This window comes from Parasphingopyxis sp. CP4 (assembly GCF_013378055.1).
GTDB lineage: Bacteria > Pseudomonadota > Alphaproteobacteria > Sphingomonadales > Sphingomonadaceae > Parasphingopyxis.
Map to the genome: position 1 here is coordinate 1,063,274 of NZ_CP051130.1, position 22,373 is coordinate 1,085,646.

31 protein-coding genes and 2 other RNA genes are annotated in these 22,373 nt (G+C 56.8%); 15 read left to right on the top strand and 18 right to left on the bottom strand.

The window, feature by feature from the left end; translation table 11 throughout:
• Window positions 1–2 precede the first annotated feature (2 nt).
• A complete protein-coding gene (locus tag HFP51_RS05035; RefSeq protein WP_176874654.1) occupies window positions 3–629 on the top strand; it encodes a septation protein A in 627 nt (208 codons plus the stop codon).
• A 28-nt stretch (window positions 630–657) separates the two neighbouring features.
• Here HFP51_RS05035 and HFP51_RS05040 read toward each other — a convergent pair whose 3' ends face one another.
• The 4 genes from HFP51_RS05040 to pspF all read right to left on the bottom strand — a co-directional run bounded on the left by HFP51_RS05040 (window position 658) and on the right by pspF (window position 3,778).
• Window positions 658–1,278: a superoxide dismutase gene (locus HFP51_RS05040; RefSeq protein ID WP_176874655.1), complete on the bottom strand. Its 621-nt coding sequence runs from the start codon at window positions 1,276–1,278 to the stop codon at window positions 658–660.
• Between the two features lie 168 nt (window positions 1,279–1,446).
• Window positions 1,447–2,010, bottom strand: coding sequence for a tetratricopeptide repeat protein (locus tag HFP51_RS05045; RefSeq protein WP_176874656.1), 564 nt, complete (start codon window positions 2,008–2,010; stop codon window positions 1,447–1,449).
• A gap of 133 nt (window positions 2,011–2,143) precedes the next feature.
• Window positions 2,144–2,710 (bottom strand): tetratricopeptide repeat protein, encoded by a 567-nt coding sequence (locus tag HFP51_RS05050; RefSeq protein ID WP_176874657.1) that lies wholly within the window; start codon window positions 2,708–2,710, stop codon window positions 2,144–2,146.
• A 54-nt stretch (window positions 2,711–2,764) separates the two neighbouring features.
• Window positions 2,765–3,778 carry a phage shock protein operon transcriptional activator gene (gene pspF, locus HFP51_RS05055; protein WP_176874658.1) on the bottom strand — a complete coding sequence of 338 codons (1,014 nt, stop codon included), beginning with the start codon at window positions 3,776–3,778 and terminating at the stop codon, window positions 2,765–2,767.
• A gap of 197 nt (window positions 3,779–3,975) precedes the next feature.
• Between pspF and HFP51_RS05060 the strand changes: the two genes are divergently transcribed.
• The 10 genes from HFP51_RS05060 to HFP51_RS05105 all read left to right on the top strand — a co-directional run bounded on the left by HFP51_RS05060 (window position 3,976) and on the right by HFP51_RS05105 (window position 7,739).
• Entirely contained in the window at window positions 3,976–4,152 is a 177-nt protein-coding gene (locus HFP51_RS05060) for a hypothetical protein (RefSeq protein WP_176874659.1), read from the top strand.
• Between the two features lie 81 nt (window positions 4,153–4,233).
• The gene (gene pspA, locus HFP51_RS05065) at window positions 4,234–4,920 is read left to right on the top strand and encodes a phage shock protein PspA (protein WP_176874660.1); all 687 of its coding nucleotides are present in this window, start codon (window positions 4,234–4,236) and stop codon (window positions 4,918–4,920) included.
• A gap of 3 nt (window positions 4,921–4,923) precedes the next feature.
• Window positions 4,924–5,247, top strand: coding sequence for an envelope stress response membrane protein PspB (pspB, locus tag HFP51_RS05070; protein WP_176874661.1), 324 nt, complete (start codon window positions 4,924–4,926; stop codon window positions 5,245–5,247).
• 26 nt (window positions 5,248–5,273) lie between these two features.
• Window positions 5,274–5,651 carry an envelope stress response membrane protein PspC gene (gene pspC, locus HFP51_RS05075; protein ID WP_176874662.1) on the top strand — a complete coding sequence of 126 codons (378 nt, stop codon included), beginning with the start codon at window positions 5,274–5,276 and terminating at the stop codon, window positions 5,649–5,651.
• A gap of 48 nt (window positions 5,652–5,699) precedes the next feature.
• A complete protein-coding gene (locus tag HFP51_RS05080; protein WP_176874663.1) occupies window positions 5,700–6,014 on the top strand; it encodes a hypothetical protein in 315 nt (104 codons plus the stop codon).
• Window positions 6,014–6,343, top strand: a complete 330-nt coding sequence (locus tag HFP51_RS05085; protein WP_176874664.1) for a hypothetical protein — start codon at window positions 6,014–6,016, stop codon at window positions 6,341–6,343. The genes HFP51_RS05080 and HFP51_RS05085 overlap by 1 nt, the downstream gene beginning before the upstream one ends.
• A 15-nt stretch (window positions 6,344–6,358) precedes the next feature.
• Window positions 6,359–6,628: a hypothetical protein gene (locus HFP51_RS05090; RefSeq protein WP_176874665.1), complete on the top strand. Its 270-nt coding sequence runs from the start codon at window positions 6,359–6,361 to the stop codon at window positions 6,626–6,628.
• 27 nt (window positions 6,629–6,655) lie between these two features.
• Window positions 6,656–6,925 (top strand): hypothetical protein, encoded by a 270-nt coding sequence (locus HFP51_RS05095; RefSeq protein ID WP_255454888.1) that lies wholly within the window; start codon window positions 6,656–6,658, stop codon window positions 6,923–6,925.
• A 38-nt stretch (window positions 6,926–6,963) separates the two neighbouring features.
• A complete protein-coding gene (locus HFP51_RS05100; RefSeq protein WP_176874666.1) occupies window positions 6,964–7,206 on the top strand; it encodes a hypothetical protein in 243 nt (80 codons plus the stop codon).
• Window positions 7,207–7,316: 110 nt separating this feature from the next.
• Window positions 7,317–7,739: a SufE family protein gene (locus HFP51_RS05105; RefSeq protein ID WP_370462941.1), complete on the top strand. Its 423-nt coding sequence runs from the start codon at window positions 7,317–7,319 to the stop codon at window positions 7,737–7,739.
• 24 nt (window positions 7,740–7,763) lie between these two features.
• Here the strand turns inward: HFP51_RS05105 and HFP51_RS05110 are convergent, their stop codons facing one another.
• The 11 genes from HFP51_RS05110 to HFP51_RS05160 all read right to left on the bottom strand — a co-directional run bounded on the left by HFP51_RS05110 (window position 7,764) and on the right by HFP51_RS05160 (window position 16,598).
• Window positions 7,764–8,312, bottom strand: coding sequence for a J domain-containing protein (locus tag HFP51_RS05110; RefSeq protein ID WP_176874668.1), 549 nt, complete (start codon window positions 8,310–8,312; stop codon window positions 7,764–7,766).
• A gap of 82 nt (window positions 8,313–8,394) precedes the next feature.
• The gene (locus HFP51_RS05115; RefSeq protein ID WP_176874669.1) at window positions 8,395–9,000 is read right to left on the bottom strand and encodes a Yip1 family protein; all 606 of its coding nucleotides are present in this window, start codon (window positions 8,998–9,000) and stop codon (window positions 8,395–8,397) included.
• Window positions 9,001–9,100: 100 nt separating this feature from the next.
• An RNA gene (rnpB, locus tag HFP51_RS05120) (RNase P RNA component class A) lies at window positions 9,101–9,482 on the bottom strand.
• Between the two features lie 6 nt (window positions 9,483–9,488).
• On the bottom strand, window positions 9,489–10,208 hold the full coding sequence (locus HFP51_RS05125) for an N-acetylmuramoyl-L-alanine amidase (RefSeq protein WP_176874670.1): 720 nt from the start codon (window positions 10,206–10,208) through the stop codon (window positions 9,489–9,491).
• Window positions 10,209–10,272: 64 nt separating this feature from the next.
• Window positions 10,273–11,115: a protein-glutamate O-methyltransferase CheR gene (locus HFP51_RS05130; RefSeq protein WP_176874671.1), complete on the bottom strand. Its 843-nt coding sequence runs from the start codon at window positions 11,113–11,115 to the stop codon at window positions 10,273–10,275.
• Entirely contained in the window at window positions 11,106–12,212 is a 1,107-nt protein-coding gene (gene cheB, locus HFP51_RS05135) for a chemotaxis-specific protein-glutamate methyltransferase CheB (RefSeq protein WP_176874672.1), read from the bottom strand. Before cheB ends, HFP51_RS05130 begins: the two co-directional genes overlap by 10 nt.
• Window positions 12,196–12,582, bottom strand: a complete 387-nt coding sequence (locus HFP51_RS05140) for a response regulator (RefSeq protein WP_176874673.1) — start codon at window positions 12,580–12,582, stop codon at window positions 12,196–12,198. The genes cheB and HFP51_RS05140 overlap by 17 nt, the downstream gene beginning before the upstream one ends.
• A gap of 87 nt (window positions 12,583–12,669) precedes the next feature.
• Window positions 12,670–13,104: a chemotaxis protein CheW gene (locus HFP51_RS05145; protein ID WP_176874674.1), complete on the bottom strand. Its 435-nt coding sequence runs from the start codon at window positions 13,102–13,104 to the stop codon at window positions 12,670–12,672.
• A gap of 2 nt (window positions 13,105–13,106) precedes the next feature.
• Complete coding sequence (locus tag HFP51_RS05150; RefSeq protein ID WP_176874675.1) at window positions 13,107–15,443, bottom strand: chemotaxis protein CheA; 2,337 nt, start codon at window positions 15,441–15,443, stop codon at window positions 13,107–13,109.
• Between the two features lie 72 nt (window positions 15,444–15,515).
• The gene (locus HFP51_RS05155; protein WP_176874676.1) at window positions 15,516–16,145 is read right to left on the bottom strand and encodes a histidine phosphotransferase family protein; all 630 of its coding nucleotides are present in this window, start codon (window positions 16,143–16,145) and stop codon (window positions 15,516–15,518) included.
• A gap of 39 nt (window positions 16,146–16,184) precedes the next feature.
• Window positions 16,185–16,598 (bottom strand): Mov34/MPN/PAD-1 family protein, encoded by a 414-nt coding sequence (locus HFP51_RS05160; protein ID WP_370462942.1) that lies wholly within the window; start codon window positions 16,596–16,598, stop codon window positions 16,185–16,187.
• Between the two features lie 17 nt (window positions 16,599–16,615).
• Between HFP51_RS05160 and HFP51_RS05165 the strand changes: the two genes are divergently transcribed.
• The 4 genes from HFP51_RS05165 (at window position 16,616) to mtgA (ending at window position 20,110) form a co-directional block, all read left to right on the top strand.
• Window positions 16,616–17,581 carry an RluA family pseudouridine synthase gene (locus HFP51_RS05165; RefSeq protein ID WP_176874678.1) on the top strand — a complete coding sequence of 322 codons (966 nt, stop codon included), beginning with the start codon at window positions 16,616–16,618 and terminating at the stop codon, window positions 17,579–17,581.
• Window positions 17,582–17,632: 51 nt separating this feature from the next.
• Window positions 17,633–18,529 (top strand): RNA polymerase sigma factor RpoH, encoded by an 897-nt coding sequence (rpoH, locus tag HFP51_RS05170; RefSeq protein WP_176874679.1) that lies wholly within the window; start codon window positions 17,633–17,635, stop codon window positions 18,527–18,529.
• A gap of 104 nt (window positions 18,530–18,633) precedes the next feature.
• A complete protein-coding gene (locus HFP51_RS05175) occupies window positions 18,634–19,365 on the top strand; it encodes a class I SAM-dependent methyltransferase (protein WP_176874680.1) in 732 nt (243 codons plus the stop codon).
• A gap of 82 nt (window positions 19,366–19,447) precedes the next feature.
• Window positions 19,448–20,110, top strand: a complete 663-nt coding sequence (gene mtgA / locus HFP51_RS05180; protein WP_176874681.1) for a monofunctional biosynthetic peptidoglycan transglycosylase — start codon at window positions 19,448–19,450, stop codon at window positions 20,108–20,110.
• A gap of 65 nt (window positions 20,111–20,175) precedes the next feature.
• On the opposite strand, the gene HFP51_RS05185 is transcribed toward mtgA, so the two are convergent.
• The 3 genes from HFP51_RS05185 to ffs form a co-directional block, all read right to left on the bottom strand.
• Window positions 20,176–20,490, bottom strand: a complete 315-nt coding sequence (locus HFP51_RS05185) for a YbaB/EbfC family nucleoid-associated protein (protein WP_370462949.1) — start codon at window positions 20,488–20,490, stop codon at window positions 20,176–20,178.
• A gap of 20 nt (window positions 20,491–20,510) precedes the next feature.
• Window positions 20,511–22,190, bottom strand: coding sequence for a DNA polymerase III subunit gamma/tau (locus tag HFP51_RS05190; protein ID WP_255454891.1), 1,680 nt, complete (start codon window positions 22,188–22,190; stop codon window positions 20,511–20,513).
• Window positions 22,191–22,240: 50 nt separating this feature from the next.
• Window positions 22,241–22,338, bottom strand: an RNA gene (ffs, locus tag HFP51_RS05195) — signal recognition particle sRNA small type.
• Between the last annotated feature and the right edge of the window lie 35 nt (window positions 22,339–22,373).

A 22,373-nucleotide genomic window follows, 5' to 3' on the forward strand; every position in this document is an offset into this window, starting at 1 on the left:
GTATGAGTGACAAAGAGAAAGCGGCGGATAAAGAGCTGTCTTCGGGTATGCGCATGGCGTTGGATTTCGGTCCGGTGCTTGTCTTCTTTGTCGTCAATTATCTCGCACCGGCACCTTTTAGCATATTCTACGCCACGGCTGCCTTCATGGCCGCGATGATGGCGGCAATGATTTATTCTTGGACCAAGGTCGGCAAGATTTCGCCCATGCTGCTCTTTTCCGGCGCAATGGTGCTGATCTTCGGAGGGGTAACTTTGCTCCTGCGCGATGAGACATTCATCAAGATCAAGCCGACCATCTACTACGTCTTTATCGCGCTGCTGCTAATCGGCGGACTGTTGACTAAGCGGCCGACGCTCCAGGCGTTACTGGGAAGTGCCTATCCGGGGCTGACGGAGCGGGGATGGAACCTGCTTTCGCGAAACTGGGCGATTTTCTTTCTCGGCATGGCAGTGCTTAACGAGGCCGTGTGGCGCAATTTCAGCACGGATTTCTGGATTGGTTTCAAGCTATGGGGCGCGATTCCGCTGACATTGATCTTTGCGATCGCGAACGTACCCATGCTGCTGAAAAATGGACTGGATGTCGAAGACAAAGACGATGTGCCGATCCCTGACGCCCACGAATAATGGTTCCGAGTGGCCGGGGCGCTAAGCGTTAGCCCTGGTCCGCGCGCGATACGCCCTCGCCATCGAGATTTTGGGCAACGAACTCCCAATTGACGGCATTTTCCAGGATCGCTTCGATATAGTCGCCTCGCCCATTCTGATAATCCAGATAATAGGCATGTTCCCACACATCCAACGTAAACAGAGGTTTCATCCCCTCATACGCAACCGGTGTATCCGCATCGTGGAGCGATGTGATCTCAAGCTTGTCGCCGTTGAATATCAGCCACGCCCAGCCACTGGCGAAATGACCGCGCGCCTCGGCCTTTAGCGCGTCCAGCATCTCGCTGGTCGATCCGAAACAATCCTCAATATGCGCAGCCAGTGCGCCTGAAGGCCTTTGCTTTTCGGGGCTCAAGCATTTCCAATAAAAACTGTGATTCCACACTTGGGCAGCATTGTTGAACAGCCCGCCATTGCCCGCACCCTTGGCGGCAAGGATCACTTCAGAAAGCTTTGCCTCTGCCAGATCACCGCCTTCGATCGCGGCATTGGTCTTGTTCACATAGCCTTGATGATGCTTGCCGTGATGGAACTCAAAAGTTTTGGCCGAAATCAGTTCGCCAAATGCTTCCTTTGCATAAGGAAGGTCGGGCAATTCAAACGCCATGGAACTGTCTCCTCTTGGTCTTGACCGTCATGGCCATATCGCTGGGCCGGTTCAAGTATATCTACCATGGATATTGAGAAATCATGTTCAGCCTGCACAAAAAGAAAAAACCGCCCCAGCGTTCACCAGGACGGCCTTTTCGACGCTAATTGAGCGGGTCTGAACCGCTTAGCTATTTGGTTCGACAATATAATTATCGAGATCGTTACGCGGCGCTTCCCATTCCGGGGCCAGCTCTGTTGCCGTCAGAATGTCAATATAGGCGGACGTAAGATCGCCCGTCAGATGATGCGCAAGGCCGCGGCCATAATGGGCAACGGCCGGGGATTGGGTTCCCAGCTCAAGCGCGCGCGTAAAGTAAGGCAGAGCCTCTTCACCGCGCTCGTCACGGCGCATCAGCACGATCGCTTTGTTGAGCATCGCTTCGGGCTGTTCCGCATCCATTTCGAGCGCCTCGTCGAAATCGGCCAGAGCAAGATCATATTGGCCACGATGGAACTGAATAATGCCACGATTAACATAGGTGGCAATGCGATCTTCGCGCGTCAGCGCTTCTTCGCGCAGGGCAAAATCACATGGCCGCAAGGCACCGCGATTATCCGCTTCGCGGGCAGCGAGCGTATAGCATGTTTCTGCTGAGCTGTTTCCGGCAACCAGCACCGCACCGTTGGCCGCACCAGCGATCGTGGTGACTGCAAGCGCGCCTGCGGCAAGTTTGAGCATCATGGTCATGGCATCCTCCTTTTGCTTCTACAAACTATGCATCAAATCCAGGACATCGTCGCAAAAAGCTGCCCAATACCGCCCTACTATTCGCCGAACGGCATGGATCTAACGACGAACCGCAGTACGCAAAGCCTAGATTCTAGCCGCCTTGGCCGCCAACCACGCGGAAACGGGTCAAATCCCGGGCCGGGACATCCCAGTCCGGATCAAGGTCACTCGCCCGTTGGATATCGAAATAGGCGGCCGACACATCGCCATTCATTTCATGAGCCACACCGCGACCATAATAGGCCAAAGCAGGTTCGCGGGTTCCGTTCTCAATGGCTGCGGTCAGCAGTGCCACCACTTCGGTCATCGCTGCGCGCTGATGCAGCAGTGCGAGACCTTTGTTGAGATAGGCTTCAGGCTCATTCTCATCGAGCTCAATTGCTTCATCATAATCGGCAATGGCCCGTTCGAAATTTCCATTCTGGACGTGGAGTATCCCACGATTGACATAGCTTGCTACCCGATCGCGACCGGTGATGTTCCGATCCTGGATGGCCTCCGTGCACGTGCTGATGTCACTGGGTCCAGACCGCTCATTGAGTGCAGATTCATAACAGGTGCGTGCCGTCGTATTCCCGAAAACCGAGATGGTGGCATGTGCACTTCCGCTGGCAAGAGTGATCAGGGCAAGTCCTGCAACTAGCGAAGATCGACGCATGGCAATTCTCCTCTGAATTGCCTCAACATACCGTATTTCCGCCAAACTGGCGAGTCAGCCGATCATGTCGTGGCGCTTCAGCGCATGACGCAGCTGATCATAGCTGAGCCCCAATGCCTTGGCCGTCTGGCGCTGATTGTAGCGCGATCGCTCCAACGCACCTTCAAGTATCTCTTTTTCATAGCTTTCTACCGCGCCCTTGAAATCGGACACGATCGGTTTTTCCGCTTCTGATTGGAGGGCTGGCGCAGCGCTCGGCGTCGGAGCTTCAGATTCTGGCGCAGCGGGAATCTGCCAGGGAGAATCAAACGGATCGAGCTGAATACTATTGACCGGCTCCTCATGCCGGTCCCAACGATACACAGCCCGTTCGACCACGTTGCGCAGCTCGCGAACATTGCCCGGCCAATCATGCGCCATAAGAGCAGCAACCGCATCGTCACCAAAGCCCGGCCAGGCCGGCCAATCCAGTTCGACACCCATGCGCCGCCCGAAATAGTCGGCCAGGATCAATATGTCGCTTTCGCGGACCCGCAGCGGCGGGAGCGTAACAACCTCGAACGACAATCTGTCGAGCAGATCGGCCCGGAATCGGTTTTGCTCAACAAGGTTCGGCAGATTCTCATTCGTAGCCGCGACAATGCGGGCATCGACCTGCAGCGGTTTGTTCGATCCGATGCGCGTTACTTCACCATATTCTACAGCGCGAAGCAGCCGTTCCTGGGCCGCGGCCGACATTGTCGCCAGTTCATCAAGAAACAAGGTCCCGCCATCGGCCTCTTCAAAGGCACCGGCGCGGGCTCGCGTTGCCCCGGTAAAGGCACCCGCTTCATGGCCGAACAGCTCGGCCTCGATCAACGTTTCAGGCAAGGCCGCGCAGTTCAACGTAATCAAGGGCCCTTCCCATCTCCGGCTTAGCCTGTGCAGCCGTTCGGCAATCAGCTCCTTGCCGGTCCCCCGCTCTCCAATTACGAGGACAGGGCGATCTAGTTCGGCAGCCCGGCTCGCCATCTCGACAGCATCGAGAAAAGCGCCGGATTCTCCCACAAATTGGCTTTCGCGTTCCATTCCCACTCTTTAGCGTAAAATACCAAAGAATGGCAATATGCACCTGCACGAAATAGATGCTTTTTGGCTCAAACTACTGTTTTTATTATCTTTTCCAAATTTGGCACGGTCCCTGCTATGAATAGGACGTTAACGATCAAAAGATCGGAACGCGAAATTCACACCCACAGCGTGGGCCAAGGTTCAGGAGACCAGAGATGACGAATGCAAGGGAAGTCAGCAAGAATATCATCGCCGCAATGGCCGCTCTCGCCGTCACTGGCATCTGCGTCCTCGGCACAGTCGGTCCAGTACCGGCAGAAACCACAGCTCAGCCCGTCCAGCTGCAATCGGATCAGGACGGCATGATTATTGTTACCGGCCGTATTGCCTAGGCCATAGAGATAAGCCGGGAAGGTGGCAGCCCCTCCCCCTTCCCGGCTCAAAACTAAAGAGGGACATTAGGAGTAGCTACCATGGGAATTTTCTCCCGCACCCGCGACATAGTCGCCGCCAATGTCACCGACATTCTCGACAAGGCTGAAGATCCGGCCAAAATGGTCCGGATGATCATCCTCGAAATGGAGGAAACACTGGTTGAAGTTCGCGCCTCTGCGGCACGCACGATTGCCGATCAGAAAGAGATGAAGCGCTCCATTGTGAAGCTCGAACAGCTGCAGGAAAGCTGGAAAGACAAAGCTGAGCTTGCTCTCTCCAAGGATCGCGAAGACCTGGCCAAACAGGCGCTGGTTGAGAAACAGAAGGCCAGCGACATGGCTGACCGCCTCAACGGCGAAATCGAAATTCTCGATGAATCGCTCAAAGCCTATGAGCAGGACATCGCCAAACTTCAGGGCAAACTGCGGGAAGCACGCAGCCGCCAGAACAATATTTCGGCCCGCCTCGAGACCGCAGAAAACCAGATCAAACTGCGCGATCTTTATAATGGCGACCGGGTTCAGGATGCCTTTTCACGGTTCGAAATGCTGGAGCGTCACGTAGATATGGCTGAGGGCCGCGCAGATTCACTTGCGTTAGGCAACGGCCAGCCGAAGACGCTTGAACAGGAAATCGAAGACCTGGAAGCCGGCGACAAGGTCGAAGCCGAGCTCGCGGCCATGAAAAAGGCCAACAAGAAACCTTCAGAAACCAAGGAAGCCTAAACCATGGAAGATATCCTTGTACCCATCGGCGTCGTCGGGATGCTCTTCATCGGGCTCCCCTGGCTGATCCTTCACTATTCCACCCAATGGAAGCGTGCCGGATCAATCACCCGGGAAGATGAAGATCTGCTGGATGAACTTTATGACACTGCGCGCCGACTGGATGATCGGATGAACACGATCGAACGGATCATGGCCGCCGATAACCCGGAATGGGCGCAGGAACGTAGCATCCGCGACGAGCCCCGGATTGAAGACCAGATGGAAGATCGCCTGGAAGGGCTGATGCCAGAAAAAGACACGGCCCGCGCTGAGCGCCGGCGGTAACGACAAGACGAATAGGAGACCGAACCATGCATGATCGCCGCACGAAATTTTACCTCGACAAACAGAATTCGAAGTTCCTCGGCGTTTGTTCCGGTGTCGCAGACTATACGGGCATCGACACGCTCTGGACCCGGATCGGGTTCATGGTCACCGCTTTGTTCTTCTTCCCACCGCTGTTCCTCGTTTACTTCATCGTCGCCTGGTTGGCTCCGTCCAAACCGCTCGGCCTTTACGAGAACAAGGAAGAAGAAAAATTCTGGCAAGGCACGCGGGCCAATCCGCGGCGTTCTGTGAACGAGATCCGCTCGCGTTTCCGTGATGTTGATCGTCGCCTCGCCGATGTCGAATTGATGGTCACAAGCAAGAATACCCGTCTGGCCCAGGAGATCGATGCGCTTCGCTAAGGCGCACGACACAGGTTCAGGCAAGAAGGTTCAGGGAGGAAATTACGTATGAATTGGGGAAGTCCGGTCTTTGTTCTGGCGATTATTGGAATGAGTTTCCTCGCCTGGATCATCACCACTGCCATCCGTGCCAAGCACGGCTATCCGCTCGAAAATGAGTGGGGCGGCTCGACCCAGCGCAAGGATCCCGAAAATGATCGCAAGATCGAACTTCTCTCCAATGAGAATGGTGAGTTGCAGGGCAAGATTGGTCGACTGGAAGAACGGATCTCTGTTCTCGAACGGATCGCAACAGATGGCAGCACACGGCTTGCGGATGAAATCGAAAATCTCCGTGACACGGCTAAACAGGAGGAAAAATAATGGATCCGGAACGCGCACAATTCTTGGCTGACGTTGCCCCAATGATTGCCGTTGTCGTGGCGCTTGGCGTGGTCGGCTGGGTAGTCACCACCTGGATGCGGATCAAACATGGCTATCCGCTCGAAAGCACCTGGGGACAGCCTGTACAACCTCAGATTGATCGTGAATCGAAGGAAGAAATTAAGCTGCTCAGTCAGGAAAACACGCAACTGCGTGACGAGCTAGCCGATTTCAAGGATCGCCTCGCTACCGTCGAACGCATTGTCACCGACAGCGGTTACAACCTCGATCAGGAAATCAACGCTCTGCGCGACAAGCAGGCGAGCTAGGAAGGGACTGAAACAATGGATTTCAACACACTCGCCATTCTCTTCATGGTCGTCGTGATGCCAGTATCGATTGTCTTCGGCTACATCGCTTTTGATCGCTGGACGAAGTTCAAGCAGGCGCAAATGGAAATGACGTCGCATGAGACAGCGGAAAAAGCGGCTCAATATGTCGCCAAGACGGAACGGCTTGAACAGCGCGTTGCCACGCTGGAACGGATCCTCACGGATCAGTCGAACAATCTCAGCGATCAGATCGAAAATCTGCGCGACAAGCCGCTAAATTAGAAACGGAAAGGTTCAGGGAGGAATTACATGCCAGAGACAGTCGCCATCATGGTGGTCCTAATCGTGCTGATCACCGCAGTCTCAGGAGTGATGCGCGCCAAATATCGAGCGCAACACGGCATCGTCGAAGATGAAGACGGCAACACACGCCACCTCGTCAATCCCGATGCTGACCGGATGGTCCAGGAGATCGGACAGCTCAAAGATCGGATAGCGGTTCTTGAGCGGATCGCGACCGACAAGGGCAACCGCCTCGAACAGGAAATCGAAGCACTGCGCGACAAGACGCACGGCTAACAAGAAGAAGATAAGGTTCAGGAAAGAAAGGTATAATCATGCAGGATCAGATACCGACATTAGCCGTTGCGGCTTCCGGATTGATCGGGATGATAATCGTAAGCTACGCGGCCCTCAGAGGCTGGCGCGGTTGGCTGGAGCTGAAACGGCTTGAGCTGCAGCAGCAAGCTGCCCTCTCCGGAGATGTGCCGGCGCCGACAACAGGATCGCGAATTGAAGTCGCTGATCTCAAGGAACGGGTCCGCAAGCTCGAAGCAATTGCCGCTGGCATCGAACTCTAACGTTTCGTCATTCCGCTTGCCCCGCGGAATCTTCTCGGACCGGCCAGAAACTCCACCCGAGGGGGCCCCGGCGAATATGCCGGGGTGACGACCGGCCGAACAGCCCCTACATGGCGGCCATGACCAAGCTCCCCTCCCTGGACGATGTCCGCGACGAATATGAATTCCTCGACAGCGACGATCGCTACCGCCTGCTGATCGATCTCGGTCAGTCGCTGGAGGATATGCCCGATGCGCTGAAAACCGATGCCACGCTCGTGCGCGGATGTTCGGCGGCCGTCTGGGTCTACCCGACACAACTCGATGATGGCCGACTGCATTTCCTGGCAGATAGCAATGCGGCCATTACCAAAGGAATCATCGCGCTGGTCTTGCTGACGGTCCAGGATCGTTCGGCCCAGAATATCAGCGCGGTTGATATCGAAGAGGCGCTGACGGCATTCGACCTGAAGAACCAGCTGAGCTCAAACCGGACTCAGGGAATACCGAATATGATCGCGCTGATCCGCGAAACTGCAGAGCGCTATTCCTGAATATGTAATGGGCGGACCGCTCCACTAGGACTTGGAGTCTGGCCCCTTCCACTCACGCCGCTCTTCGGCGACCCGCAAGACATCAAACGCTGCCTGCCCTGCTTGGAATCGCTTTGCAGCCTCGGCGTCATCCGGCTTGACGTCAGGATGGTTTTCTTTGGCAAGCGCGCGCCACGCTTTTTTCACCGCTTTGAAATCGGCATCGCTGTCGAGCTCGAATATCTCCAACGCGCGCATTTCATCGGCGCTGCGCGTTCCGTCACCCGGGCCACCCCAGCCATAATGGGATGCCTGTCCAAACCCGCTCGCATCGCGCTGTTCGTCATGGGTGCGTTGTTCGCGCTGTTCCTTGGTCAGGCCTTCGAAATAATTATAGTTGCGATTATATTCGCCGGCATGCTTGGCGCAGAAATACCAGCGTTCCGGGCTGTTTGGCGCTTTGGGTGCCGGACAGTCTCCGGGTTCTTCGCATCCGTGGCGATCGCACAGGCGCACCTCGACGGTATCGCGCGACGATTCATAACCGCGCCAGCGGGGAAAACCCCAGTCATTGGATCGACGTGCACCTGCCATAAGTCTCTATTCTAACGCCTCAAACAGCAACGGGCCATGCCAAAGGCATGACCCGCCACAATTTTCATGCGCTGTTTTCGCTCTAACGGTATGCAGCGGCTCCGGTGAGTGCCGCGGTTCCGATGAACGCCGACACAATCGCACCGATAATGACCGCAGTAACGATGATCGAGAGCACGATCCAGATAATGATCGTGACCGCCGTGTAACCTACCGCCTTGTTTTCCGGAACCTTCACTGTGGCTTGGCTACCAAGATACAGAAGATAGGCCGAATAGCCGAACCCGATAAGGCTGATCAGAAAGCCAATGCCTGGGATGAAGTTGAAGAACCCAGCAATCCAACCAGGCGTAGCCGAGTAAACGACGAGCTTCATTGCTGAAGTGTCACTTTTCTCGCCATCAAAACTTGGTGCCAATGCGTTGGCGATGATTCCCATGAGGTAGAGAATCCCAAGGCCGATCACATAGCCAGCGAGCGCTGTGACCAAAAAATAGTTGAACCCAAGATACCGATAGGCCCCGATCGACAGGGCAACTGCCAGCAAGGTTCCGATTACCGGGATCAGCGCGAGAATGACCGCGTATCCAGTAAACAACGCTCCGGCTGTCGTTTCTTCTTCGTCGATCTTTTTCCATTCATCCTTCGGCGACAAAAGGATGTTTTTTGCGCGATCAATAAAGCTCATATTACCTCCCCCTTATTCTGCAGTGGCTTATGTGAACGAAAATGCTCGATTCGTAAAGCAAAGGCGCGGTTTGGCCGTTGTGCCCCAGATCACTCAATAATCTGCCAGAGGGCCTGTAAGCCGGGTTCTGTCCAGCGGATCACTCCGCCTGTGCGACCATTCCTCTAGGGACGGGATTGCTCCCGCCCTCAAGCAACCAACCCGAATGACGGGCAAGACCCATGCCCATGCGCCATTCCTATTCGGTCTTGCTCCCGGTGGGGTTTGCCGTGCCGCGGCCATTGCTGGCGCGCGCGGTGCGCTCTTACCGCACCCTTTCACTTTTCACCAAGCCTAAGCTTTCTGGCCGAAGCCTTGGGTGACCTGCTCTCTGTGGCACTTTCCCTGGGGTCGCCCCCGCCGGACATTATCCGGCACCGTGGGTCCATGGAGCCCGGACTTTCCTCGCGATATTGCTATCCCGCGGCCGCCCGGCCCTCTGGCGCACCCTATCTAGCCTCGCCTTGCTCGCGATCCAAGAGCAGTCGGAAAAGAATGGCGCGGGACTGGCCATCGATCGTTCCGTCAATCAGCTCGGGTCGAAACCGGCGTTGGAAGGCAACGACCACCGCCAGCTTGTCTTCAATATCGTATCCGAATCGCTCCAGCGCGACGAGAAAGGCGCTATCCGTCCAGCCCGGATCAACCGTCGCATTCTTGGGAACTGCCAGGGCGTGACCGAGCCGAGCCAGCTTGTCCCATGGAAACAGCTCGCCAGGATCCTGTTTGCGCGAGGGTGCGACATCCGAATGGCCAACGACATTGGCGCGCGGAATATCGTGCCGCTTGCGAATTTCGTCGGTGAGGCGAACAACTGCGGCCACCTGGTCGGCCGGAAATGGCCGATAGCCAAACTCATGGCCGGGATTGACGATTTCGATGCCGATGCTCGCCGAGTTCACATCCGTGATCCCGCGCCAATAGGAAACCCCGGCGTGCCAGGCGCGCTTGCCTTCATCGACAAGGCGCAACACCGTTCCGTCCTCGTTTACGACATAATGGGCGGACACACCGGCATTCGAACTTGTCAGGCGTCGGATAGCCGAAGCCCCATCCACCATACCCGTATAGTGCATGACCAGCATCGACACCGGCAATGTGCGGTCATTGAAGTTCGGCGATGGCGTTTCGACGATCGTCACCAGTTTTGCCTCATCGCGATCCGGCATCCCAAATTGAAATACCTCTGTGCGCCAATACGGTCAAAACCGGCGGCAAGGTCAATAGCCAGCCTTACGCAGCCTTGTGATTTGTTTGTGATGTTGCGGGCGCCAAGCGATACACAGAGCTAACGCCCGGAAGGATCTCAAACGCATCTGTATAGCCGAGCACCGTCTCTCCAGCCCCAAGCATAAGCGCCCCGTCCGGAGCCAGTATCCTGGCAGCATTGGCGAGCGCCCGGCTTCGATTCTCAGCAGGGAAATAAAGAAGCACGTTGCGACACAGAACCAGGTCAAAAGGCCCGAGCGGCGGCGTATCGAGTACATTATGACGACGGAAATTGACCATCTGGCGCAGGCGATCATCAATAATCCAGCGATCATCACGCTGTTCGAACCAGCGCAGCATGTGGCGGGTCGAAAGTCCGCGTTGAATCTCGAATTGACTGTAATTGCCTTCTCGCGCCTGATCTATTGCCGTGCGCGAGATATCGGTTCCGAGCAGGTCGATCGTCCAGCCATTCCACAACGCCTCATTCTCACAAAATTGCATGGCCAGAGAATAAATTTCCTGCCCGGTTGAACACCCAGCGCTCCACACACGGATTTTGCGGTCCTTCGTTCGACCTCGCGCAATTGTTTCCATGAGCTGCGGTAGTTTGGCGAAAGCGGCCTGATCGCGGAAAAAATAGGTTTCATTGTTCAACAAGGCGTCCACTGTTTCATCGGCCAACAATGATCCAGTCGACGCACTAAGCTGGCTAACCAGGGCATCACAATCGCTGATACCGTGTCGTTTCAATACTGGTACCAAGGCAATTTCAATTCGCCATTGGCGACCAACGGACAAGCGTTGACCGGTGCGTGCCTCGAGCAGCGCGGACAGGACTTTAAGGGCAGAATCTGTCAACTGCATCCGAAGTTCCGGGCGCGTTCCGCAATGTGTTGGGCGATAGTGATTGGGGGTGCGACAAGGTTGGCGATGCCCTGATTGGCCACTGCGCCCGGCATACCCCAAATTACCGAACTGTCGGGATCTTGCACAAGAATCTCGCCCCCCAATTTGGCGAGCTCGGCCGTGCCAAGCGCACCATCGCGACCCATGCCGGTGAGCACCACGCCGATGGCGCCTTCGCCATAAACCTGCGCAACGCTGGAAAGCATCGGATCGACAGACGGGCAATATCCATGGGGAGCGGGCGCGTGATCAAAGATCACCCGTAACTGACCATCAATCTGTTCGACAGTGAGATGGGCATCGCCAGGCGCGATCATTATTTCATCGCCCGTAACCAGCTGTCCATCGAAGGCGGGCACGGCCTTGCGACCGGAAATGCTGGCAAGTTGGCGGGCAAAATAGACAATGAAATCTGCCGGAAGGTGCTGCGTGACGAAGATCGGGACTGCCACATCGCGCGGTAGTTCTTTGAAAAATTGTGACAGCGCGTGGATTCCGCCGGTTGACGCACCAATTGCCAGGCATTGGATCGGACGCTCGAAGCTTTTAACCGGCACTGGCTGAACATGGGCCCGTTTCGCCACTCGCTCGCCGGCAATTGGATGCACGCGGCGCGCTTCGGTCAGCCGGATCATTTTCCGCTGCAAAGTCTCGGCAAACTTGGCATTTTCATCAGGACCGCTTGGTTTCAGGGCGATGTCACTTGCGCCCATTGCCATCGCGCGTACCGACGATTCCGCGCCCTCGCGAGCATGAGACGAAACGATCAGGATCGGCGTATTATTGCTTTGGCGGATGATATGCGGAATCGCTTCAATGCCATTCATTCCCGGCATTTCAATATCGAGAACGACGAGGTCGACTTGTTTGGTCTGGAGCTGGCGCAAGGCGTCTTCCGCGCTGCCGGCATGTCCGCCGACGCGAAACTGTTCGGTCTCGCTGATGACACGCTGCATGATCAGGCGTGCGACGGCGGAATCGTCGACGATCAGGACGTTGCGTTTGTCGCTGCGCACCCGTTCCGCGGATGCTGGATGATCAGGCCGGCTGGCCACAGTCGCTACCTGATTCTACGAGTTCGATCTTGCCTTTGAGCGTCTCGCGATCGAATGGTTTCATGATATATTCGTCGGCGCCGGCATCCATGGCCCGGCGGATCTGGCCGACATCATTCTCTGTTGTGCAGAAAATGACTTTTGGCTGCGTGGCTAATTTCAATTCGCGCAGCGCATGCAAAAATTCCATTCCATCCATGACCGGCATGTTCCAGTCGAGCAGGACGATGTCCGGTGATTCCCCTTGAACATGCTCAAGCGCTTGGCTGCCATCCTCTGCTTCGGCAACCGAAAAATCCAATGTTTCCAGCATGTGGCAGGCAACCTTGCGGATGACCTTTGAATCATCAACGATCAGGCATTTCTTCAAGCGACCTCTCCCGGCGTTTTACCCCCACAACAAGGATAGCAGCGCCCGGTAACCGGCACGTTAATGGCGATTTTGGTCATTTTCATATTAGGCCGCCGCCACCTCGGGAGTGGTCAGCAGCGCCCCGGGATCAATGACGACAATTGTGCGATCTTCAATTTCGATTACGCCTGTTGAAACACGTTGCCATCCGGGTGCGAAAGACGCGCCGAGCCGTTCCGGGTCGGCCGAAAAATCAACGACATCATGCACATCATCAACTGCCAGTCCGTACAGAAAATCCTCGATCTTCACGACAACAAGCGAAGATCCTGCAGCGACGGCAGCACTACCGCCTTCAATAGCTGCGACGGTATCAACGACCGTGATGACTTTGCTGCGCAGCGCGGAGACACCGGCGATCATTGGATCCGCCAGCGGAACTGGAACCACATCTGATGCGGTAACCACAGATTCCACAGCTTCTGCGGGTATTGCGAAATGCTCTCCACCCGCCTCCGCAATCAGGTACAAACGATCCATTGTTACCCCCTTGCCTTTTGCAGTGCGTCAGCAATCGCCGCGCGATCATAGCGGTAGAGGCGACCAGCGCCGGGCGAAGGATCGGAGGATAAGCGGACGACATTGTCCGCCTGTTTGCTGGACACCGCATCGGCTTCGCTGGCATCGATTACCAAGGTTGCCGTTTCATCTGCGTCGAAACTGACTTCATAGCCGGCCATCTCGATCAGCGGGGCGAGCAATTCATGCCGCCAGTGATCGTCGCCGCCGACGACAACGCAGCGCGGCTTGGTTTCCTGACGCGGTGCTCCCCCGGCAAATTCGGCAAATAGATAATGGGCATCAATTAGCTCGACCGCTTCGTCCCCTTGAGCGGCAACACCGGCGATACGCCCGGGTCGGGCTGCTGGCTCGAACGTAACGGGCAGCGGCACAACGTCAGCCGCGCCAGGTGCAATGGCATAGGTAATCGCGTTGGTGCCATCGCTCAGACGTAGGAGGCGAACCATGCCACTCTCTGGCAAAGGTGCGCTGGCCACAACGGGAATGGTTTCACCATCTTTCACCAGGCGAAGCAGGCCGGCCCGTTCGTCTATGCTGGACACATCGGCATCGATGATCCGCTCGACCAATGCCATTCGCACCGCCCGGCGCCGACCATCGAGATCCATAAAGACCAGCGCGTCGGGACGCTCAATTTTCTCGGGTGCTGCGCTCTCGTCCTCGGTTGCCAGTGACGCTTGCGACAGTCGCAGACCAGCGATCGACGCGATCCCTGCGATATCGAGCAGAAGCAGAGGCAATCCGTTGTCCGGCAAGGTTGTGCCGGCATAAACCCCGGTACCCATGATGCCCGGAGCGGCTGGTTTCACAACCAGTTCCTCATGATCAAAAACCGCTGAAACCATGATCGCAAAACGTTCGCGGCGACTGGATCGAACGATAATGAGATGCTGATCCTGGCTCGCTTCGCCTACCGCGCTATCGATGTCGAATATTTCGGCCAATCGGACTGCCGGCAGGCGCGCATCACGCACCCGGGCGATCATCGTTCCACCCAGTTCTTCAAGGCGCGCGCGATCTTTCTTGAGGGATACAATCTCTTCGATGCTGGAGCGTGGAATTGCGTAGCGCTGTTCACCAATGCCAAACACCAATGCCGGAATGATGGTGAGTGTCAGCGGGACGAGCATGGACAAGCTGGTCCCCTGGCCCAGCTCGCTTTCAACCTCGATTGTGCCGCCGATCCGTTCGACATTGGAACGGACGATGTCCATGCCAACACCGCGTCCGGAAATCGTGCTGACCGTATCTGCAGTCGACAGACCGGGCTGGAAGACGAGATCCAGCAACTGGTTGTCCGTCATGGATCGAATGTCTTCGCGCGCCAGCGTGCCGGTTTTGATCGCTCGCTCTTTGAGTTTCTCAGGGTCGATGCCGCGACCATCGTCGCTGATGCTGATCTGAATCTGATTACCGGACTGGCGCGCAGCGATGCGCAGCACGCCCTCATCGGTCTTGTTTGCGGCGGCGCGCTCATCTGGCGCCTCGATACCGTGATCAAGCGCGTTACGGACTATATGGGTCAGCGGGTCACGCAGCATCTCGATCATTTCGCGATCAAGCTCGACATCCGTCCCGTCAATTTCCAGCGTCACCGACTTGCCCAATTCTTCGGAGAGATCGCGAACCAGGCGCGGTAGAGCCGCAAACAAGCTCTCGATCCGCTGCATACGGGCCCAGGTGATCGCGTCGCGCATCTCTGCGACGCATGTAGACATGCGATCAAAGGCCGTGTCGATCTGGTCATCGCCTTGTGCGCGACGGATCTGGCGCGACAGTTCGTTCCTTGCGAGCACCAGATCGGAAACACCGCCCATCAATCGATCGAGCAGCTCGAGCGGCACCCGGATGCTGCGGGCCGGATTCTTGACTTCCGATACCTCGGTTTGCGGTGCCTCAGCTTCAATCGGGTTCACCTCAATCGAGCTGGAGCTGCCGTTCAGCGCACCAATCAATGCGTCATCAATTGCCGTGTCTGTTTCCTCGCCGCGTTCGAGCGCGTCTGCCATATCGCCAATGCGATCGATGATCGCGAGGATCGCGCCGACCAGCTGAGAGGTAGGCTCGCGTTTGCCGTTGCGGAGCTCCGAAAGGACTGTCTCTGCTTCATGGCTGATCCGCATGATGTGCGGTAGATCCAGAAATCCGCAGCTGCCTTTGACGGTGTGAACGAAGCGAAAAACCGCATCGAGGCGCTCGGTATCTGTCGGATCGGCTTCCCATGCGACGATTTCGCCCGAAATCGTGCCGAGCATTTCTCGGGTTTCTGCAATGAATTCAGCGAGAAGTTCGTCCATCAAGCCCATCCAGGAAAGTCGCCAGACGACCCTGATGCGCTTTGTTGGTTAAGATGTCGTTTACCGGTCGCGCTAAGCGGCGAAGGTTACCCCGAAAAGTAGGACATTATCCTCGGGTTCTGAGACCTGCACCTCGCCCGATCGTTCGCTCACCAGGACATGGACGAGCCAGGCCGCCGCAGCGCGCGGCGTAAGCGATTCACTTTCGGTCTTGCCCAGCAAAGCCGTTTTGAGTTCGGGATCGAGGACGATCCGGTCTCCCTCGGCCCGCACGACGATTTCGCCGCCCTCTGCGCCGACCAGCAAGGTACCGCCGCGCACCAGTGCATCGGCGGCGATCAATGCGAGGTTGAGCAGGATCTTGATCTTCGCTTTCGACATGCTTGGTTCTTCGACCATCCAGTCAAGCGCGACCCGGCCTTGCGTGCCGACCAGGCCTTCGATCGCGGTCTTTGCCTCGCGGCTATCGATCTCATCATCGAAACCGCCGGCAGCGCCAAAGGCGAGGCGGAAGAATTTGAGCTTGGTTGCGGAAGTCTTGGCACTTTCGGCCAGCAACTCCATGCAGCGTTCGCGCATTTCCGGATCATGTTCGTCGGCGAGCAGCTCGATGCCATTATTGAGCGCACCGATCGGGCTCAACAGATCGTGGCACAAACGCGACGCCAGCAGGCTCGCAAATTCAACGCTCTTGCTGTCCATATCTCGCTAATTCCTGATTTGTCCCCATGCGTATCGCTCCTAATGTCCCTTGCCGGATTGGCTGGCAAGAGCGAGCTCCACAGAAGTAAGCTCACCGGGCCGATTGGCGCGCCAAAGCTTCATCTCCTGACCTGCAACGATCAACCACAGCTTGCCAACCTCCAGAGCTTGCGCCTCATCCCGTACAGAGGGTTTGGCGGAGCCGGTTGGATGGGAATGATAATGGCCGATTAGCCGCTCCCCGCCATCGCGCTCCGCACGGATCGCCGCGAATAAAGCCGCCGGATCGATCTCGAAGCTGTCGCGAGGGGTCGCCGAGACATTGCGGGTCTCTATCGCGCGGGAAATGAAGCTTTCGTCGCCGAACAGCAGGCCGCATGCCTCGATTTCGGAAGATTCCGCACAATGCGCGAAAATCTGGCGCTCGACAGTCCTTGATATTGTTACGATCACCCCCAAATTGCTATGCGATGACGGGGGATATGTCGATATTGGAAGCGCGCATTTCCGCCGAATCGGATGGCTGGCGGCTGGATCGCGCATTGGCGGCGGCTTTGCCGCAATTTTCCCGCGAACGACTAAAAAAGCTCATTTCTACCGGAAATGTTGAGGCCGCGGACGGTTCGCTGGTTCGTGACGCCAAAAACAAGGTCCAGCAAGGGCAGAAATTCACCGTTTCCGTGCCTGCGCCCGAACCAGCAAAGGCCATCGCCCAGGATATTCCGCTCAATGTGGTGTTTGAGGATGATCACCTCATCATCGTCGACAAACCCGCGGGATTGGTGGTCCACCCCGCAGCCGGCAATGCCGACGGCACATTGGTCAATGCCCTGCTCCATCATTGCGCCGGAAACCTCTCCGGAATTGGTGGTGTTGCAAGGCCCGGAATTGTCCATCGGATCGACAAGGATACATCCGGGCTGATCGTCGCGGCGAAGACGGACAAGGCCCATGTTGGACTGGCCAAGCAATTTGCCGATCACAGCATTGATCGCGTTTACAAAGCGATAGTGTATAAACTTGTGAATAAGTCTGAGGATAAAATTGAAACCAACCTCGCACGCTCCACCCAAAACCGGCAAAAAATGGCGGTTGTCGAGCCACCGCGCGGAAAACATGCGATCACGCGATATCGGCGTTTGCAGGCGCTGAATGATGCGACCCTAATCGAGTGCCGGCTGGAAACTGGCCGTACGCACCAGATTCGCGTACATATGGCGCATATCGGCCATTCCCTGGTCGGTGATCCCGTCTATGGGCGTCCCAAACCTGCCCTAAAGGACGTGCTGAAAAAGCTGGATTTTCGGCGCCAGGCACTGCATGCTGCACGCCTAGGTTTTACGCATCCAGTGACAAGTGAAGCTTTAGCCTTTGATAGCGATCTCCCGGTCGACATACAGGAACTATTCAGGGCATTAAGCGTAGATAATATATAAGGACTTGCGGGATATTTTTCCGCGAGCAAGGTTCAAGGAGCAAAGTAAGAAATGGCCAAAGCCGTTGCTACAATTCCGGCGATTGGAGGCGAGATAGGCCTCAATCGTTACATGACCGAAATCAAGAAGTTCCCGATCCTGTCCCAGGAAGAGGAATATATGCTTGCGAAGCGTTTTGAAGAGCATGACGATCGCGAAGCAGCCCAGCAGCTTGTGACGTCACATCTGCGTCTCGTGGCGAAAATCGCCATGGGCTATCGCGGCTATGGACTGCCTGTCACCGAGCTGATTTCGGAAGGCAATATCGGCCTTATGCAGGGCGTGAAGAAGTTTGAAGCCGATCGCGGTTTCCGCCTTGCCACCTATGCAATGTGGTGGATCCGGGCATCGATCCAGGAATATATCCTGCGATCCTGGAGCCTGGTGAAAATGGGCACGACCGCTGCTCAGAAGAAACTGTTCTTCAATCTGCGCAAGATGAAGGCCCGTCTCAACGCATTTGAGGATGGCGATCTGAAGCCGGAAGATGTGCAGCAGATTGCGAGCGATCTCGGCGTTACCGAAGCCGAAGTGACCAGCATGAACCGCCGCATGGCGATGGGTGGCGATACGTCGCTCAACGTGCCGATGCGCGAAGATGGCGAAGGTCAGTGGCAGGATTGGCTCGTCGATGACGAACCGCTGCACGATCAGACGATCGCCAATGAGCAGGAAGCCGATGTCCGTCGCGAAATGCTGATGGAAGCCATGGGTGAGCTCAATGAGCGCGAACAGCATATTCTCACCGAGCGCAAGCTGACCGATGACCCGCAGACGCTGGAAGAACTGAGCCAGGTTTACGGTGTATCCCGCGAGCGTATCCGGCAAATCGAAGTGCGTGCCTTTGAAAAGATCCAGAAGGCCATGATGCGGATTGCCGAAGAGAAGAAGCTGCTTCCGGCAAGCTAAGCGCTTCAAAACGAACAATGAAGGGTCGGTTGCTTAGATAGCACCCGGCCCTTTTTTGTGCCTGGATCGCGTGACCCCTCTCGGCTCCCATGATAGGTGGCGGCATGGACGCGACCTATGATCTGATCGGCATCAACTATTCCGATTTGCGCAAACCCGATGCGCGCATAGCAGACATGATCAACGAGGGATTGGGGTCGGCAAAAACGATTTTGAATGTCGGTGCCGGAACCGGTTCCTACGAACCCGCCGATCGCAATGTCACATCGCTGGAGCCATCGGACGCAATGATCCAGCAACGGCCTGCTGGCGCTGCCAAGGCGATCCAGGGCTTTGCCGAAGAGCTGCCCTTCCCCGACGACAGTTTCGATGCCGCCATGGCAATCCTGACCGTGCATCACTGGACAGATTTTGCGCAGGGTGCAGCCGAAATGCGAAGGGTCGCGCGCGATCGGATTGTCATACTGACGTTCGATGCCGATCATCAATCGGCGTGGCTCAACGACTATATCCCCGAACTGGTCACGCTCGATGATGGGCAAATGCCGCGCATGACGGACTATGGCGAAGCGCTGGGGCCGGTAGATATCGTGCCCGTGCCAATCCCGCATGATTGCACGGACGGCTTTCTCTACGCCTATTGGCGACGCCCGGCAGCCTATCTCGACCCGCGCATTCGCACAGGCATGTCCTCATTCTGGGCGATCGACAATGTCGATGCGGGGCTCGACACGCTGGCGGCAGATCTGGAATCCGGGCGCTGGGAGGAACGCTATGGCCATCTCCTGGATGAGGATGCAGTCGATTTGGGTTACCGCATTGTTATCACACGGTAATTATGGCTGTCGGCGTTGCAAAATATCCGATCATGGATCGGATGCCTCTGGCCTTTTTCAACCTGCTGCGTAAAGCGGACTGATGGGTTGGATCTTCCGTCTCCTGCTAAAAACCATTTTCTGGTTTGTCCTGGTCACTGTCCTGTGGGTGCTCCTCTACCGGTTTGTACCGCCGCCAATCACCGCGACCATGGCGCTGGATGAGAATGGATCGGGTCAGAACTGGATGAGCCTCGAAAATATGGACCGGGCGATGGCGATCGCAGTAATTGCGTCCGAGGACGGCAATTTCTGCATCCATAACGGCTTTGACTATGAAGCGATCCAGCGCGCCTGGGAGGAGCGCCGGTCAGGCGAACGCCAGCGGGGTGGCTCAACGATCAGTCAGCAAACGGCGAAGAATGTATTCCTGTGGCAAGGTGGCGGCTGGTTCCGCAAAGGCCTGGAAGCCTATTTCACCGTGCTGATCGAATTCCTTTGGGGCAAAGAGCGGATCATGGAGGTCTATCTCAACGTCGCAGAAACCGGGATTGGAACCTATGGCGCAAACGCCGGCGCCATGCGCTATTTCGGCCATGATGCGAGCACGCTCACCGATCTCGAAGCGGCGCGCATTGCAGCTGTGCTCCCCGCCCCCAAGACACGCGATGCAAACCGACCGGGAAGCTGGACGGCGCGTTATGCAAATCGCCTGGTTCGGCGCATGCGCCAAGTCAGCGCCAGCCCGTTGGATGATTGTATCTAGCGACAATCACGCGGCTCAGCAGGATCGTTTTCGATCCGCCGTCAAATGTCAGTGAATGCTAGCGCCTAGAAAGGCAGTTTGAAGCCAGGTGGAAGCGGCAGACCGCTCGTCATCTTGCTCATTTCTTCCTGGCTAGCGGCATCGGCCTTGGCGCGCGCATCATTGAACGCGGCCGCGATCAGATCTTCAAGCACCGACTTTTCATCAGCCGTCATCAGGGAATCGTCGATTTCGACGCCTTTGATCGTACCCTTGGCGCTCGCCCGGACCTTGACCAACCCGCCACCGGATACGCCTATGACTTCGATATTCTCGAGGCTGGCCTGCGCTTTTTGCAGCTCTTCCTGCACATTTTGCGCAGCCTTCATAATGTCTTCCATATTCTGCACGGGATCAGCTCCTATTTGCCTTGGGCAAGCTTGTAATCGATCAGCTCCGCATCGGGAAAGGCGTCAAAGGCCGCCTTGACCATCGGCGATTGTAGCACAGCTTCGCGCTCTGCGCTCGCCGCGGCCTGTTCCTGGTCGAGCAAGCTCGGCTCGCCTTCCTCATCGCTCGTGTCGATCGTCCAGACTTCACCGGTTTCCTTGCGCAGCAAACGCGCAAGATCGCGGAAGAATTCCTCATCGCGGGGTTTCAGCGGGCGCACCACCAGATGAGGCGGCTCATAGCGTACCAATCGGATATCGCGTTCGAGATACTGTGCCGCGCGCCAGCTTTCGTCGTCATGCGCGCTCTCGGCCACCATGCGGACCATCGCTGCATAATCGGCGGGCATCGCGCCCTTGGTCTCTGCACCCGATTCACTCGGCGCGGTGGCCGGTGCCGGCGCGGCTGAAAATTCCCCGCTATCGAGCTTACGAGCCAGATCGCCAGGGTCAGGCATGCCTGCCGCATGGACGATCCGCAGCAATCCCATTTCCGCTGCTTCCAGCGGCATTGGTGCCGTCTCTACCTCGTGCAGTCCTTTCAATAGCAACTGCCATATCCGATGCAGCGAGGCGAAACCCAAACGGCTCGCCCAATCTGCAAAAGCTTCACGCTCTTCTGCTGACAGGGCCGGATCATCAGCACCGCCCACTTTCGCGCGGACAATGCCATGGGTTGTTTCCAGCAGGCCGCGGAACAGCGCCGCCGGATCTGTACCCAGATCATGCTGTTCCTCGATCGAGGCCAGCACTGCTTGCGCATCCCCGGCCAATAATTGACCAAACAGGGTGCGCACCGCACCGCGATCGGACAGGCCGATCATCTCGCGGATCTGCGCAGCCGTTACCCCATCCGGGCCATGGGCAATCGCTTGATCAAGGATCGAGAGCCCGTCGCGGACCGAGCCTTCCGCCGCGCGCGCGATCAGCGCCAGTGCCTCATCTTCCGCCTCTGCGCCCTCCTCGCCGACAATCCAGCCGAAATGCTCGGCAAGGCGGTCGGCCGGGATACGGCGCAGGTCGAATCGCTGGCACCGCGACAAGACCGTCACGGGAACCTTGTTGACTTCGGTTGTCGCGAACAGGAACTTCACATGCGGCGGTGGTTCTTCGAGCGTCTTTAGAAGCGCATTGAAGGCATTCTTCGACAGCATGTGCACTTCGTCGATGATATAGACTTTGTAGCGGGCTGAGACGGCTGCATAGCGCACCGCCTCGATAATCTCGCGGACATCATCGACACCGGTATGCGACGCAGCGTCCATCTCGACCACGTCGATATGCCGCCCTTCGGCAATCGCCTCGCATGGCTCACACTGGCCGCACGGATCAATGGTCGGCCCGCCTTCACCATCGGGGCCGATACAGTTTAGCGCCTTCGCGATCAGCCGTGCGGTCGACGTCTTGCCAACCCCGCGCACGCCGGTCAGCAGGAACGCATGGGCCAGCCTGTCGCGCTTGATTGCATTGCCAAGCGTCTGGACCATCGCATCCTGGCCAATCAGCTCACTAAAGCTTTGCGGGCGATATTTGCGCGCCAGCACACGATAGGGCTGCGCGCTTTCAGGCGGCGCGGACTGAGGAGGTTCATCCAACCCGAGACCGGGGCCGGCATCGGGAACGGTATCCATCATGTCTTGGGAATCGGACATCGGCCAAGACTAGCCCGCCCGGCTCATGAAGTCGAAGCTGTATTGAAGATAATGGTGGAAGCCGGAACGACCCGCGACGAAATCGTTACGGCTGCTTCCTTCCGGACCTGACCGGGTTGGCGAATGCCACGTCCGCCCGACTTCCGAGGGGGCATATGGCGATGTCCGCGCATAATTGCAATG

Coding starts and splice junctions, on each gene's coding strand:
- HFP51_RS05050 (WP_176874657.1), bottom strand. CDS start 2,710: ATGCGTCGATCTTCGCTAGTTGCAGGACTTGCCCTGATCACTCTTGCC.
- HFP51_RS05130 (WP_176874671.1), bottom strand. CDS start 11,115: ATGCAGTTGACAGATTCTGCCCTTAAAGTCCTGTCCGCGCTGCTCGAG.
- HFP51_RS05080 (WP_176874663.1), top strand. CDS start 5,700: ATGAATTGGGGAAGTCCGGTCTTTGTTCTGGCGATTATTGGAATGAGT.
- HFP51_RS05185 (WP_370462949.1), bottom strand. CDS start 20,490: ATGGAAGACATTATGAAGGCTGCGCAAAATGTGCAGGAAGAGCTGCAA.
- HFP51_RS05190 (WP_255454891.1), bottom strand. CDS start 22,190: ATGTCCGATTCCCAAGACATGATGGATACCGTTCCCGATGCCGGCCCC.
- rpoH (WP_176874679.1), top strand. CDS start 17,633: ATGGCCAAAGCCGTTGCTACAATTCCGGCGATTGGAGGCGAGATAGGC.
- pspF (WP_176874658.1), bottom strand. CDS start 3,778: ATGGAACGCGAAAGCCAATTTGTGGGAGAATCCGGCGCTTTTCTCGAT.
- HFP51_RS05035 (WP_176874654.1), top strand. CDS start 3: ATGAGTGACAAAGAGAAAGCGGCGGATAAAGAGCTGTCTTCGGGTATG.
- HFP51_RS05150 (WP_176874675.1), bottom strand. CDS start 15,443: ATGGACGAACTTCTCGCTGAATTCATTGCAGAAACCCGAGAAATGCTC.
- mtgA (WP_176874681.1), top strand. CDS start 19,448: ATGGGTTGGATCTTCCGTCTCCTGCTAAAAACCATTTTCTGGTTTGTC.
- HFP51_RS05045 (WP_176874656.1), bottom strand. CDS start 2,010: ATGACCATGATGCTCAAACTTGCCGCAGGCGCGCTTGCAGTCACCACG.
- HFP51_RS05145 (WP_176874674.1), bottom strand. CDS start 13,104: ATGGATCGTTTGTACCTGATTGCGGAGGCGGGTGGAGAGCATTTCGCA.
- HFP51_RS05060 (WP_176874659.1), top strand. CDS start 3,976: ATGACGAATGCAAGGGAAGTCAGCAAGAATATCATCGCCGCAATGGCC.
- HFP51_RS05105 (WP_370462941.1), top strand. CDS start 7,317: ATGGCGGCCATGACCAAGCTCCCCTCCCTGGACGATGTCCGCGACGAA.
- HFP51_RS05040 (WP_176874655.1), bottom strand. CDS start 1,278: ATGGCGTTTGAATTGCCCGACCTTCCTTATGCAAAGGAAGCATTTGGC.
- HFP51_RS05100 (WP_176874666.1), top strand. CDS start 6,964: ATGCAGGATCAGATACCGACATTAGCCGTTGCGGCTTCCGGATTGATC.
- HFP51_RS05165 (WP_176874678.1), top strand. CDS start 16,616: ATGACGGGGGATATGTCGATATTGGAAGCGCGCATTTCCGCCGAATCG.
- HFP51_RS05090 (WP_176874665.1), top strand. CDS start 6,359: ATGGATTTCAACACACTCGCCATTCTCTTCATGGTCGTCGTGATGCCA.
- HFP51_RS05125 (WP_176874670.1), bottom strand. CDS start 10,208: ATGCCGGATCGCGATGAGGCAAAACTGGTGACGATCGTCGAAACGCCA.
- pspA (WP_176874660.1), top strand. CDS start 4,234: ATGGGAATTTTCTCCCGCACCCGCGACATAGTCGCCGCCAATGTCACC.
- HFP51_RS05095 (WP_255454888.1), top strand. CDS start 6,656: ATGCCAGAGACAGTCGCCATCATGGTGGTCCTAATCGTGCTGATCACC.
- HFP51_RS05085 (WP_176874664.1), top strand. CDS start 6,014: ATGGATCCGGAACGCGCACAATTCTTGGCTGACGTTGCCCCAATGATT.
- pspC (WP_176874662.1), top strand. CDS start 5,274: ATGCATGATCGCCGCACGAAATTTTACCTCGACAAACAGAATTCGAAG.
- HFP51_RS05155 (WP_176874676.1), bottom strand. CDS start 16,145: ATGGACAGCAAGAGCGTTGAATTTGCGAGCCTGCTGGCGTCGCGTTTG.
- HFP51_RS05115 (WP_176874669.1), bottom strand. CDS start 9,000: ATGAGCTTTATTGATCGCGCAAAAAACATCCTTTTGTCGCCGAAGGAT.
- pspB (WP_176874661.1), top strand. CDS start 4,924: ATGGAAGATATCCTTGTACCCATCGGCGTCGTCGGGATGCTCTTCATC.
- HFP51_RS05110 (WP_176874668.1), bottom strand. CDS start 8,312: ATGGCAGGTGCACGTCGATCCAATGACTGGGGTTTTCCCCGCTGGCGC.
- HFP51_RS05175 (WP_176874680.1), top strand. CDS start 18,634: ATGGACGCGACCTATGATCTGATCGGCATCAACTATTCCGATTTGCGC.